The sequence below is a fragment of the Lysinibacillus macroides genome (genome assembly GCF_001281525.1).
Taxonomy (GTDB): domain Bacteria; phylum Bacillota; class Bacilli; order Bacillales_A; family Planococcaceae; genus Lysinibacillus; species Lysinibacillus macroides.
Genome location: NZ_LGCI01000011.1, coordinates 240,038 through 253,138, shown reverse-complemented (window position 1 = coordinate 253,138; position 13,101 = coordinate 240,038). Strand labels below are relative to the sequence as shown.

Genomic DNA, 13,101 nt, shown 5'->3' with positions numbered 1-13,101 from the left:
ATTCATTAAAAGAGAGGCTTAGATATTGCTTACATTATTTAATTAAATATTTAGCAAATCCAGCTTCTGTATCTTCTAAATATTCAATACCACTACCTGCTGGTATGAACTTTTGTGCATCTTTTGCAGATAGGTAGATAACCTTTGTATTGGCTGGGAACGGTACAAATGACCAGTTATTATCCGCAGCTGGGTTAATTGTTTTATTCGCCATAATATAATCTACAACAGCTTGTCGATTTTCATAAGCATAGCTAGTTATGTTAGAGCCTTCTGCATTTTTAAATGTCGCCCCATATGATCCACCAACACGATAATTGTTTGTAATGATGATGAATTCTTGTTTTAAATCGATTGGTTTACCATTATATTGTACATTCTTAATACGATTTGCCTTTCCATCAGTAAGATTACCGCGGCGGTCATATTTTGCTGGCGATGTGACATCAATTTGATATGTTAAGCCATCTAACACATCAAAGTTATAAGAACGTGCTTCTGCATCGATAATATTTTGCTCTTCTGTTTTAGTCGGATCAATTGTTGCAAAAATACCAGCAGCCATCTCTAACCACTCGATTGCTTGTGCGCCTGTCACTTTAATCGTAGCAACAGTATTGTCATAATGATAAATGTCGGCCATATTTTTAATAGCAAGCGGTCCTACAGGAATATTTGTATAATCTAATGGATTATTACGAGATCCTGCTTTGAAAGGTGCTCCTGCTGAAAGAATTGGTGTCTTTTCATCAGCCGTACCTTTTAGCTCTTGTTCGATAAACCATTTTTGAGCTTGCGTGACGATTTGAATGGATGGATCATCTTGCACCATTGAAAAATAACTATGGATTGGTGCAGTTGTTTCTCCAACAGGCTGACGGATATACGTTAATGTGCCATCATGTGCCTCTTTAATAGCCGCTAAAACCGTTGTGGATGGTTGTAAACCTTCTTGCTTGATCGATTGCAATGAACCTTTACCATCTACCACTACCCACTCTGATCCTTGTTGTTCTAGTTTTAAATCAATTACACCAAGATGACTACCATAGCTACCTGCCATAACAGTAGGAACACCGTGAATTGTACCCTTCTCTTGGTCAACATCTTTCAAATCCTTATAGTCACCAGGGAATGTTAAATGAGAGTGCCCTGTAATTAAAGCATCAATACCATCAATTTCTGCTAATTGGTAACCAACATTTTCAGCACCCTTCACATAAGTATCTTCACCGATACCTGAATGTGACAGAACGACAATCACGTCTGCTCCAGCCTTTTGCATTTCTGGTACTACCTCTTTCACAGCTTCTACTGGCTCTTGCATTTCCACTTTACCTGCTAAATGAATGGCATCCCATTCAACAATTTTCGTTGGAACAATCCCTGTTACACCAACTTTAAGTGTATGCTTTTTGCCTGAACTATCTACCACTTCTTTATCAAGAATGACATAAGGTGTAAACATACGCTCTTTTGTTTTTGTATCATAAGTATTAGCATTTACGACTGGATACTTTGCATCGTTTAATACTTCATCTAAAAAGTCTAGACCATAGTTAAATTCATGATTCCCTAAAGTTCCACCATCGTATTTTAATGCATTAAGTGCAGCAATAGCTGGATGAACTTCACCTGGCTTTAATACGCTTTCTAATGCTTTATATGAGCCAAGTGGTGTCCCTTGAATTAAATCACCATTATCAAAAAGTAATGTGTTTGGATTTTTAGCTCTTGCTTGCTCAATTAGTGTTGCTGTATTAGCCAAACCAAGCTCTGATGATGGAGCATCTAAATAGTAATTGTAATTAGCTAAATTGGTATGAATATCTGTTGTCCCTAAAATCTGAAGATCTACTGATACGCCAGTTGAAGGTGCTTTGTATTCTGCTACAAAGCGCTCCACAATACTCTCCATCTGTTCCTTTGTCACATAGTCACGAGGGCGAATAGTGTTATCCTCAAATGCTTGTAAAATGTTTGCTGCAACAGCATTCGCTAAATCTTGTTTATATGCCGCTGCAATTTGATCTGCATCCTTAAATTGCTCTAAAACTGTGAGGGAAGCGTTTTCACTCACTAGTCCGCGAGCAGAAATAACAAATGCTTGTTGACGTGTTAATTTGTCATATGGACCAAATGTCGTTGCTGTTTTACCTTTAATTAGTTTTAATTGAACAGCTTTTTCTACATAAGGTGCTAAATCCTTGGAAACATCTTTAAAGGCTAGAGAAGATCCATCGCCTATCTCTACATCTAAGCTTTCTACCAATTCCTTTACATAATCTGCACGTGTTACATCATTGGAAGCAGCATCAGCAGAAACTCCAAATGGTATAAACGCGAAAAGGACTAGTAACATCACTAAGAAATTAGTTATTAATTTCTTATTCATACAACAACCCCCCTGATAATCTATTATTTCCCTACAAATCCTATTATATTAAAACCATATTAATTTTTACTGAATAAATAGTCCTGATTATATGTATTTTTAAAAGAATGGTTAATTACTTTCCCTCAAAATCACAGATTGCTATCATTTTTCATTTTTCTATCTAATAGGATGTTAGTAAATGTAAATTCTAAATAATAAGTTAATGTCAATATGCCCGACCTCCATACCACACCATACATCTGTTCATAAAATAAAAAAGTCCTCCCAAAAATGAGAGAACTTTTATTAAAAAATATTTTTTATGCATTCACAGTTTGTAGTGATTGAGCAACTTTTTTCACTTCTTCTAGGCCATTTGCAATAATTTCTTGTGCTTTATCTGGTGAAGCATTGTGCCCTTCAATAATGACTTCTTCGATAATTTCCATACCGAATACGCCACCTACTACGTTTTTAATATAGTTTACTGACATTTCCATTGGTTGAGCTTCTGGTGATGAATAGTAGCCACCACGAGCATTTAAAATAATTGCTTTTTTGTCAGTCATTAAGCTAATTAGTTGACCATTTTCACCATATTTGAATGTGAATCCCGCTTGGTATACATAGTCAATAAATGTTTGTAAAGGTGCTGGAATTGTTAAGTTCCATAGTGGGAATGCAAATACAACTAAATCAGCTGCAGTTAATGCATCCATTGCTTTTTGTTTTGCAGCTAATAGACGTGATTCGATGTCTATTAACTCTCCACCATTTTGTACTTTACCAAAAGCATTGAAAAGATCTTGTCCAAAATAAGGCATATCTTCTGCAAATACATCAAAAGTTGTGACATTCACGCCTTGGACATTTTCCATAAATGTATCATACATTTTTGTTGAAATACCGTCTGGACGGTTGTTAGCTTTTATTACTAAAACGTTCATTATATAAATTCTCCCTTAAAGTGCATAATTTAATATCTCGAATTCGAGATGTATATTTATCTTAAAAAATTTCATGCAAAATGTCAACGCTCCCTGCCTCATACTTTTGGCTGAAATGCGATGCTAATATACGATTTCTAAAATTTACAGCTATCATCTGTACAAATACCACTATCTTCGGAACCAGCCATTGTTAACTTTGGTTTTAAGCCCTCTTCCTCAGCTACTTTGTGCAATGTTTCCTCAAAAACCTGTTGTGGCTGTGCACCTGATATACCGTATTTACGATTTAAAACAAAAAATGGTACACCTCGTACTCCTAGCTGGAGCCCTTCCTGAATATCCGCTTCTACTTCCTCTTTAAACGTATCTGCTACAAGAATCTTTGCTACCTCCTCACGTTGTAGACCCACCTGTTCAGCGATAGTTAGTAATACCTCGTCTTGTCCAATGCGCTTACCTTCAATAAAGTGACTGTATAAAAGTGACTCTACAAGCGCTGTAACATCCCCTTGCTGTTCTGCCCATTTTACAAGTCGATGAGCTTTTAGGGTATTCTCTTCCATCAAATTACTAAAATTGTAGTTTAAACCCACCTCTTTAGCACGAGCTGTTACGCCTTCTGTCATTTCTTGTGCTTTTTCAAAAGATATCTCGTACTTTTTCGCCAATGATTCATAGACCGAAACATTTGAATCTACTGGTGTTGTTGGATCAAGTTGATAGCTTTTATAAATGAGCTCTACCTGCCCATCATAGCCTGTATCCTGAATTGCCTTTTCTAGCTGTTTTTTACCAATATAACAAAATGGACATACATAGTCAGACCAAATTTCAATTTTCATCATCCACACTCCTTTTGTTACATTGTAACGATAGAGCAAAACGCAAGGCAATTTTTATGCCTCTTGCATAAATCTTCAAGCGAACCTACATACTGAACATAAAAACATTGTGAGGATTATCTATGACACAGTCTCTTTGGATCGCAACATCTGAATCTGTCTCCCTATCGTCACTGACTTCATCCATTACTTGTGATGTCTGTATTATCGGTGGCGGTTTAACTGGACTATACACGGCCTATACTTTAGCAAAGGCAGGCGTTGATGTAGTATTACTTGAAGCAAATACTCATTTTGGCCACGGTACAACTGGTCATTCAACAGGAAAATTAACAGCGCAGCATAGCCTTATTTATGCAAATCTTTTAGAAAAGCTTTCATTGGAGGAGGCAAAGCTTTATTATCAGCTCAATCAGCAAGCCATTGAGCGAGCAAGACAATTACTTCCTCAAGAAAGTGTGCGCCAAGTAGATTCATTGCTATATTGTCAAACAAAGGAAGGCTATGCGCAATTATTAAAAGAGTGGAATGCCTATAAGGTATTAAATATCAAATCAACACTTACTTCTGAGACTGAGCTGCCTTTTCCTATTACAAAAGCGTTAAGCATGTCTCAGCAAGCTCAAATAAATCCTATAGAGGTTAGTAACTTCCTTGCCAAAGAGGCACAATCAATGGGGGCAAGACTATATACAAATACACGTGTACAGCAATTAAACATCTCACAAAATAACTTATATACCGAAAAAAACATGTCGGTTCAATACAGTAAGCTTATTTTGTGCTCCCATTATCCAATTGAGGCATTTAAAGGGCTTCAACTTTTTAAACTATCCAATAGTCGCTCTTATATGGTAGCAAGTAAAATCTCTGAAACCATGCAGGGTCAATATTTATCTGTCGACTTTCCTTCACGTTCTATTCGAACGACTACTATTAAGGATGAGCATTATTTAGTGTTAGGAGGAGCCAATCATATTGCGGGGGAAACAGTTCATACAGAGCCCTATTATGAAGGGATTACGAATGAGCTAAAAGAACATTTTGAGCAACAGCCACTTTATCGCTGGTCTGCTCAGGATATTGAAACACCTGATATCGTGCCGTATGTGGGGAGAATTACAAATTCCTTACCAAATGTACTAATTGCCACGGGCTATCGCAAATGGGGTATTTCCAATTCCTTTGTGGCTGGTGATATTTTATCCTCATTAATCACCGGTGCACAAAGTGAGGAGGGCGCTATTGCTCTTTATTCACCATCACGTACAAAATTCGGTGCTCAATTTATGCAAATGCTGAAAGTCGGTGGCTTTGTCGCAAAGGAATATATCGCTGGCTACATGAAGCATGCTGCTGCCCCTACCTGCACGCATTTAGGCTGTAAAACAAAGTGGAATAAGGCTGATGAAACCTGGGATTGTCCATGCCATGGCTCACGCTTTAATGCCAAAGGCGAGGTGCTGGAAGGTCCTGCAGTACAACCATTAAAGCTAGATTAAAAAAGAGGTTGCCCTATAGACAACCTCCTTCACATTATTTTAAAGCTTCTGTTAATACTGGTACGATTTGCTTTTTACGAGACACAACGCCTGGTAATACAACACGGCCCTGGCTAAGCTCAGCACCAAAGCCTTTCGCTGCTGCTTCTGCTACTTGCCCAATAGCAATAGCTGTAGAATCATTGTTTAAAATATCTGTTACAACGAAGAAGAATAAATCTAAACCATTGTCAGCAACATTTTTATTTAATAATGCCTCTAGTTCCTCTTGACGATGTAGCACATCATTAATATCCACTGCATTCACTTGCGCCACAACGGATTTGTACTCACCAAATTGGAACTCTTTAGCATCTAATGATAAGAGATCTTCTAAAGATTTATCAGATAGATCAGCACCTGCTTTAAGCATAGCTAAACCATACTCAGCAGTATCTACCCCAGCAATTTTTGCTAACTCTTCACCAGCTTTTACATCCTGCTCTGTGCAAGTTGGTGATTTGAAAAGCAATGTATCTGAAACAATTGCAGATAGCATTAAACCTGCAATATTCGCTGGGATTTCAATATTATTTTCTTTAAAAATTTTATTTAATATAGTAGCTGTACAGCCCACTGGTTCTGCGCGATAGTATAGCGGGTCTGCTGTTTGGAAGTTGGCAATACGATGGTGGTCGATTACCTCTGTAATTTGAACCTCCTCAATGCCATCCGCTGATTGTTGGAATTCGTTATGGTCCACAAGTATAACCTTGTCCGCTTCTCCTGCTATAGATGCGATTAAACGAGGTGCTTCAAAGCCGAATTTATCCAGCGCAAATTGTGTTTCATTATTAACATCTCCAAGACGTACTGCCTCAGCCTCTTCACCTAGTTGCTGCTTTAAATAGGCATATACAATAGCAGATGTGATTGTGTCTGTATCTGGATTTTTATGTCCAAAAACTAAAACTTTACTCATTGAATCAATTCCTCCTAAAGTGACACTTACATTTATATTTTATTTTATCATACATATTATTGAAATACGATGGGATCAATGGCAGAAAGATGTCTTTTGTCAAGCAAGTGATTTCCATTATAATGAGGCACGCCCATTTTTTATTTTCCTACAAATCTGTGACCTCTTACCCTGTGCACAAAGATAGCCATTCACTGTCTGTGTTATCTTTTAATAACAAAGTCATAATAGACAAAACGAAAATAGTAGCATAGCATGAGCCCATACAAATAAGGTGTAAAAGCTTCATCTCGATACTCTAAAATCTTTATCTCAAAGCTACTTTAATATCCTAGTTTGCAAATAAACTATATATATATTATAACTTATTTGAGTACTATTTCATATATCTTTCTTTCAATTTATGATTTCCCTAATTATCTATCCTTTATTTAACATTTAATAGTAAAAAATGCATCTTTTTTTTTAGTAAATTAGTATATATAGATATTTAGTTGGGTTTTATATTTAAGTAAGCATAATTTTATGCTATCATCAAATAGTCTATATTTTTAGATATACAAGAAATGGGGATTACGATGATAAAAAAGATGGAAAAAAAGTATATTCCTTTAGCAAATTATTTTGAAGTAGCCTTACAACAAGAAATCACACTATCCTTTAATGAATTAGAAAATATTATGGGACAATCCTTACCAAATGCTGCATACTTAAATAAAAGCTGGTGGAAGAAAACCAAGCCCCCTCTTTCACACTATTTGTCATGGACAAATGCAGGTTATTATGTCATTGAAGTGAAACTCGGTAATAGTGTAACATTCTCACGTACACAAATGAAGTCTACTGAAAGCAATGCTTCTAAAAATGAAGAAAATCCATCTGCATATATAATTCGAGGGATTGAAGCATCTGACGCTAGATCGTTTATTCACTTACAGGAAGAAATTCTTCAACAAACCGACTTCATGTACAATGTACAAAATGAATTAAATTTAACAGTGCAGCAGCTACGTAAAAATTTAACCTATTGGAAACAACTAAAAAATCGCACAATATTACTTTGTGTATTAAATGGTATTTTTGCAGGCTATGCTGTGATACATGGCTATAAGCAATCAAAGGTACAGCACGTAGCCTCTGTGCGCGTAGCAGTAAAAAAAGAATATCAGCAAAAAGGCATTGGTTCTGCCTTGATGAAAGCAGTTGAAAACTGGTCTAAACAACGTGATATTTCGCGACTAGAACTATCTGTTATGGAGCATAATGAAATTGCCTTACATCTCTTTAATAAACTAGGCTTTCAGCAAGAGGGTATTCGACAAAATGCTATAAAATTAAATGATTATACCTATGTTAATGAGTATAGCTTAAGTAAAATGATATAATTCACTCTTCCTAGCTAGATGTCTAAATCATATTTGGACATCTTTTTATTATATAAAAAACGCATAGAGCTGTGTGGATCACACGTTATCTATGCGCAGTTGTTTGTATTAAAATATCTGCTTCTCTCTAGCAGCGTCAAGGAATAGTACATTACTCTCTACTTGCTCATAGGATTGTTGATATTTTTCATATTGAGCTTTGTCTTGACTGATCATTTCCTCTATCAAAGCATGCAAAAATGACACTAAAACAGGAGCGATATCTAGGGAAGAATGACTTTTTGTGCCAAGCGCAAATAATGCACTAGCATATTCTCGAATAGGTGAAAATGCAGAGCCTGTGATGACAATAATTTTTACTTTTTTCATCTTGGCAATTTCAACAATTGTTTGAATATCCTTTATCTGTTTATCAAAAGTGAATACAATGAATGTTGTATGTTCACCCATATTATTTATTTGTTGTAAAATATCATCAGAATTTAAACGCAGCTCCTTAATATTGGAACGTAACGTTTTTAATGTATGTGATAGCCAATCTGCCATAGATGCCACGTGATGAGTACCTAAAATATAAATATTGTCTGCCTCATGCATCCATTTTGAACTTTTTTGAATAAGCTTATCATTAATAAATTGAATCGCTTCCTGGATATTTTGACTATCACCTTGCATAACCTTTCCAAAGCTAGATTGACTTAACTTATTAGCAGCATGTGAACGTTGTAAATGCATTCCATCATTTTGAGACATCACATAATTTCTTACCTCTTCCTGCAGTTCTACATAACCCGAAAGATCCATCGCATAACAAAAACGAATAACAGTTGACTCACTTACATTTGCCATCCTCCCTACTTCTGCTGCACCATTAGCAATAACAGTTGTGGGATTGTCCATTACAAATTGCGCTACCTTACGCTGCCCCTTTGACAGCCTTACAAATCTTTTCTTTATATCCTCTTGAATACTCATATCTAACAACCCTTCTTTCAATGACCTTATCACGAACAGGAGATTGTTTCCTACTGCCTCAAAATTCGATTAGCAATACAGTATCACGATTACAATTTGAATACAATGACTTTTCTGAAAAAACTTTAGCGCTTCAACCTGCTAATACGATAATACGTTTTAATCCTTGTTTTATACGCATTTGTAATTTCAACAAATTTATGAACGAAATAAAAAATGCCCTGAATCATCTATTTATGAGCCAAGGCATTTATGATGTATGACTATTCTAATTCTAGTTGTTTGGTTTCTTTTCCTAAGAAAACTACGCCTATAACCCCAATCATGATTGCTACACAGAAAATGGCAAAAATAAAGCCAATTGTATAGCCTGCTGTTAATAAAAAGCCAACTAACAGTGGTCCAAAGATACCACCAATACGTCCAACGGCTGCTGCCATCCCCGCACCAGTTCCACGAATAATAGCCGGGTACTGTTCAGGTGTATAAGCATAAAGGGCACCCCATGCACCTAAGTTAAAAAATGATAAAAACATGCCTGAAGCTAAGAGTATACTGAGCGTTTCTGCATTACCAAAAATAGCAGCACTAATTGCTGTACCTATTAGATAAGAAACTAGCACAAATTTCCGTCCAATTTTATCAATAAACCATGCTGCTGTAAAATACCCTGGTAATTGAGCTAATGTCATAATAAGAACATATTTAAAGCTAGTGATCATATCAAAGCCCTTACCAACCATCACACTTGGTAGCCATAAAAACATGCCATAATAGGAGAATACAACCGTAAACCATAATACCCATAGCATTAGCGTGGAACGCGCATATTTCTTCGACCAAACATCCTTTATATTTTGACCAATACTACGCTTCTTGGATTCTTCCTTCACCGTAAATTGCGGTGAATCAGGGAGATGCCAGCGAAGATAAATGGCATAGAAGGCTGGAAGTGCTGTTAATATGAGGGCTACTCGCCATCCCCATGTTGGAATAACAAAATAGGAAATCAATGCCGCAATTAACCAGCCTGCTGCCCAAAAGCTTTCCAGTAAAACAACGACACGTCCTCTTTCCTTTGCTTTTACACTTTCAGATACTAATGTCGATGCAACCGGCAATTCTCCGCCTAATCCCATCCCTACTAAAAAACGTAGTAGTAAAAAGGCTACTAAGGTCGTTGTAAAGGCAGATAAACCACTTGCTACTGAAAAAAGTACAAGTGTCCACATAAAAATTTTCTTTCGCCCTACTTTATCAGCAAAAACACCGAATACTAGCGCTCCTACAGCCATTCCGATTGAATTAACACTACCAATCCAACCAGATTGACTCGGCGATAGTCCCCAATCAGCTGCCAATGCAGCAATCACAAAGGATAATATCCCAACATCCATTGCATCAAAAAGCCAGCCTATTCCTGCTACACCTAAAAGCTTATTTCTCGAAATAGGTTGTTGAGATTTATTTGTTCCTATAGTATTTGTTGTCATCCTAACCACCTGTCTTTACATTTGACATTACAATGTATAATTACTATACAGTTGTTTCAAGAAAGTGACAAGTAAAATTCAAATTACCAAATTGTTTCGACAATTTATGAAATGCTATTGAAATTACAGGGCTGTTTGCGTTAAAATGTCTTTTATACAAAAACAGCTGTTCTTTCTATAAGAACAAAAGGAGATCATACTATTATGTGGAAAGGCCTTATTGAAGAATATAAACAATTTTTACCCGTAACAGACAACACACCTGCATTAACGTTAAATGAAGGCAATACGCCTCTTATACATTTAGTGAATTTATCTAAAAAATTAGGTATTGAGCTTTATGGAAAAATTGAAGGTGCAAATCCAACTGGTTCATTCAAAGACCGAGGCATGGTATTTGCTGTGGCAAAGGCCATAGAAGATGGTAGTAAATGCGTTATTTGCGCTTCTACTGGAAACACTTCTGCTGCTGCTGCTGCCTATGCAACACGAGCTGGTATCCAGTCTATCGTTGTAATTCCCAAAGGAAAAGTCGCTCTTGGTAAGCTTGCACAAGCAACAATGTATGGTGCAAAAATCATTGAAATCGATGGTAACTTTGACGACGCTTTAAATATCGTTCGCCAGGTAAGTGAAACAACACCTGTCGCTCTTGTTAACTCAGTCAATCCATATCGCATTGAGGGACAAAAAACAGCATCCTTTGAAATTGTTGATGCGTTAGGTTCAGCACCTGATTATCTCTGCATCCCTGTTGGTAACGCGGGAAATATTACAGCATACTGGAAAGGCTTTAAAGAATATCATGCTGCAAAAGATAGCGGTCTTCCAAAAATGTACGGCTTTGAAGCCGAAGGTGCTGCTGCAATTGTAAAGGGAGAGCCAATTGCAAACCCTGAAACAGTGGCAACAGCTATTCGAATTGGTAATCCTGCTAGCTGGAAACTTGCAGAGGCTGCTCGCGATGAGTCTGGTGGTATTATTGATTCCGTTACAGATGAAGAAATTCTAGCTGCCTATAAACTAATTGCAAATACAGAGGGCATTTTCGTTGAGCCAGGTTCGGCTGCTTCATTAGCAGGTGTCATTAAATCAGTGGAAAATGGCAAAATTTCAAAGGGCGCTAAAGTAGTAACTATTTTTACAGGCAACGGACTAAAAGATCCTGATACAGCGATGGACACATCTACTGTAGAGGTTGTAGCCCTAAAAAATGATGAACAAGAAATTCGCACGTATATTGAAGGTGTACTATGAGTAAAATGTGGCAAATCTCAGTTCCTGGAAGCACAGCCAATTTAGGGCCTGGCTTCGATTCAATAGGACTTGGCTTGTCTCTTTACTTAAAGCTTACAGTTTCTTTGCAAGATACATGGGAGATTATTCACCTTGATGACAACGGTCCTAAAGAGTTTGAACTTGAAGAGCATTTACTATACGTGATTGCTAAAAAAATTGCAGATCAATATGGCAAACAGCTACCTGCCTGTCGGGTTGAGATGGCGAGTGAGCTCCCATTAGCACGTGGTCTTGGAAGCAGTGCAGCCGCTATCGTTGCAGGTATTGAACTGGCAAACCAAGTATGTGAGCTTGGCTTAACCGTTCAAGATAAGCTTAATCTATCTTCACAAATTGAAGGTCATCCTGACAACGCAACAGCCTCTGTCTTAGGCGGTTTAACTATTTCTTCGATGGATGAAAACGGCATTGTCGATACATTTCATATAAATGATATCCATGCATCCTTTGTTGTATATGTGCCAGATATTGAGCTTAAAACAAGCGAGGCACGCTCTGTATTACCAGAGAAATTCGACCGAGCTTATGCTGTGAGCGCTTCAGCAAATGCAAATATGTTAGCAGCCGCTTTAATGGCACGTGATTTTGAACGTGCTGGTCGTTATATGGAAGCTGATTTATTTCATGAGCCATTTCGCGCCAAGCTAATTCCTGCCTATACAGAGATTCGCACGGCTGCAAAGGAAAATGGGGCTTATGGAACAGCACTAAGTGGAGCAGGCCCAACATTAATCTCTATTATTCCTACTACCATTGCTGATGAATTCGTACAAACAATGAAAACTAAATTCCCAACGCATCGAATTATTCTAACAAAAGCGGATGAACATGGGGTACAAATAAATGAAACAGGAAAACGTCTGCTATCATAGTAGGCGTTTTTTCTTGAATGCTTATCCATATACATCTATCATTGTAACGCAGCATGATTGGAATGGATGCTTCACTTAAAAGGGGAATGATCTTGAAACCAATTATTTTCTGTGATTTCGATGGCACGATAACAGAAACGGATAATATTTTTTCCTTGATGACTCAATTTGTGCCAGAAGAGTCTCAAAAAATTGTAGAGGCTATGATAACACAAACACTCTCATTTAAAGATGGTCTCTCAGCTATGTTTCAGCTACTCGCTACACAACAAAAAGATGACATCATTCAATATCTTACGGATACAGCAAAAATTCGTGAAGGCTTTGGAGAGTTTGTTCGCTATGCGCAAGGTCGCCACAGATGATCATTTTAAAATTGTGATTGGCGATTCTCTATCGAATTTTGAGGCAGCCAAACAAGCAGGCTAGAGATCACCTTATTCAT

The 13,101-nt window shown here is 37.1% G+C and carries 11 protein-coding genes; 5 read left to right on the top strand and 6 right to left on the bottom strand.

Features of this window, described 5'->3' with window-relative positions:
• Positions 1-34 precede the first annotated feature (34 nt).
• The 3 genes from ADM90_RS21580 to ADM90_RS21570 all read right to left on the bottom strand — a co-directional run bounded on the left by ADM90_RS21580 (position 35) and on the right by ADM90_RS21570 (position 4,169).
• Entirely contained in the window at positions 35-2,395 is a 2,361-nt protein-coding gene (locus tag ADM90_RS21580; protein WP_053996932.1) for a bifunctional 2',3'-cyclic-nucleotide 2'-phosphodiesterase/3'-nucleotidase, read from the bottom strand.
• Between the two features lie 302 nt (positions 2,396-2,697).
• A complete protein-coding gene (locus ADM90_RS21575) occupies positions 2,698-3,324 on the bottom strand; it encodes an FMN-dependent NADH-azoreductase (protein WP_053996931.1) in 627 nt (208 codons plus the stop codon).
• 137 nt (positions 3,325-3,461) lie between these two features.
• Positions 3,462-4,169 carry a DsbA family oxidoreductase gene (locus ADM90_RS21570; protein WP_053996930.1) on the bottom strand — a complete coding sequence of 236 codons (708 nt, stop codon included), beginning with the start codon at positions 4,167-4,169 and terminating at the stop codon, positions 3,462-3,464.
• Between the two features lie 122 nt (positions 4,170-4,291).
• Here ADM90_RS21570 and ADM90_RS21565 point away from each other — a divergent pair, with 122 nt between their 5' ends.
• Positions 4,292-5,671 carry an FAD-dependent oxidoreductase gene (locus ADM90_RS21565; RefSeq protein WP_053996929.1) on the top strand — a complete coding sequence of 460 codons (1,380 nt, stop codon included), beginning with the start codon at positions 4,292-4,294 and terminating at the stop codon, positions 5,669-5,671.
• A 34-nt stretch (positions 5,672-5,705) separates the two neighbouring features.
• On the opposite strand, the gene ADM90_RS21560 is transcribed toward ADM90_RS21565, so the two are convergent.
• Positions 5,706-6,632 (bottom strand): manganese-dependent inorganic pyrophosphatase, encoded by a 927-nt coding sequence (locus ADM90_RS21560; protein ID WP_053996928.1) that lies wholly within the window; start codon positions 6,630-6,632, stop codon positions 5,706-5,708.
• A 578-nt stretch (positions 6,633-7,210) separates the two neighbouring features.
• Here ADM90_RS21560 and ADM90_RS21555 point away from each other — a divergent pair.
• On the top strand, positions 7,211-8,017 hold the full coding sequence (locus ADM90_RS21555; protein ID WP_235473780.1) for a GNAT family N-acetyltransferase: 807 nt from the start codon (positions 7,211-7,213) through the stop codon (positions 8,015-8,017).
• A gap of 108 nt (positions 8,018-8,125) precedes the next feature.
• On the opposite strand, the gene ADM90_RS21550 is transcribed toward ADM90_RS21555, so the two are convergent.
• Positions 8,126-8,992: a MurR/RpiR family transcriptional regulator gene (locus ADM90_RS21550; protein ID WP_053996926.1), complete on the bottom strand. Its 867-nt coding sequence runs from the start codon at positions 8,990-8,992 to the stop codon at positions 8,126-8,128.
• 263 nt (positions 8,993-9,255) lie between these two features.
• On the bottom strand, positions 9,256-10,485 hold the full coding sequence (locus ADM90_RS21545) for an MFS transporter (RefSeq protein ID WP_053996925.1): 1,230 nt from the start codon (positions 10,483-10,485) through the stop codon (positions 9,256-9,258).
• A gap of 204 nt (positions 10,486-10,689) precedes the next feature.
• Here ADM90_RS21545 and thrC point away from each other — a divergent pair, with 204 nt between their 5' ends.
• The 3 genes from thrC (at position 10,690) to ADM90_RS25475 (ending at position 13,021) form a co-directional block, all read left to right on the top strand.
• Positions 10,690-11,742 carry a threonine synthase gene (gene thrC, locus ADM90_RS21540; RefSeq protein WP_053996924.1) on the top strand — a complete coding sequence of 351 codons (1,053 nt, stop codon included), beginning with the start codon at positions 10,690-10,692 and terminating at the stop codon, positions 11,740-11,742.
• Positions 11,739-12,656: a homoserine kinase gene (gene thrB / locus ADM90_RS21535; RefSeq protein WP_053996923.1), complete on the top strand. Its 918-nt coding sequence runs from the start codon at positions 11,739-11,741 to the stop codon at positions 12,654-12,656. Before thrC ends, thrB begins: the two co-directional genes overlap by 4 nt.
• A 92-nt stretch (positions 12,657-12,748) precedes the next feature.
• Positions 12,749-13,021, top strand: a complete 273-nt coding sequence (locus ADM90_RS25475) for an HAD family hydrolase (protein WP_053996922.1) — start codon at positions 12,749-12,751, stop codon at positions 13,019-13,021.
• The last annotated feature ends 80 nt before the right edge of the window (positions 13,022-13,101 follow it).

Excerpts from the sequence above, each read along its gene's own strand:
- ADM90_RS21545 (WP_053996925.1), bottom strand. The coding sequence starts at position 10,485 with ATGACAACAAATACTATAGGAACAAATAAATCTCAACAACCTATTTCG.
- ADM90_RS21550 (WP_053996926.1), bottom strand. The coding sequence starts at position 8,992 with ATGAGTATTCAAGAGGATATAAAGAAAAGATTTGTAAGGCTGTCAAAG.
- thrC (WP_053996924.1), top strand. The coding sequence starts at position 10,690 with ATGTGGAAAGGCCTTATTGAAGAATATAAACAATTTTTACCCGTAACA.
- ADM90_RS21570 (WP_053996930.1), bottom strand. The coding sequence starts at position 4,169 with ATGAAAATTGAAATTTGGTCTGACTATGTATGTCCATTTTGTTATATT.
- ADM90_RS21560 (WP_053996928.1), bottom strand. The coding sequence starts at position 6,632 with ATGAGTAAAGTTTTAGTTTTTGGACATAAAAATCCAGATACAGACACA.
- ADM90_RS21555 (WP_235473780.1), top strand. The coding sequence starts at position 7,211 with ATGATAAAAAAGATGGAAAAAAAGTATATTCCTTTAGCAAATTATTTT.
- ADM90_RS21575 (WP_053996931.1), bottom strand. The coding sequence starts at position 3,324 with ATGAACGTTTTAGTAATAAAAGCTAACAACCGTCCAGACGGTATTTCA.
- ADM90_RS21565 (WP_053996929.1), top strand. The coding sequence starts at position 4,292 with ATGACACAGTCTCTTTGGATCGCAACATCTGAATCTGTCTCCCTATCG.
- ADM90_RS21580 (WP_053996932.1), bottom strand. The coding sequence starts at position 2,395 with ATGAATAAGAAATTAATAACTAATTTCTTAGTGATGTTACTAGTCCTT.
- thrB (WP_053996923.1), top strand. The coding sequence starts at position 11,739 with ATGAGTAAAATGTGGCAAATCTCAGTTCCTGGAAGCACAGCCAATTTA.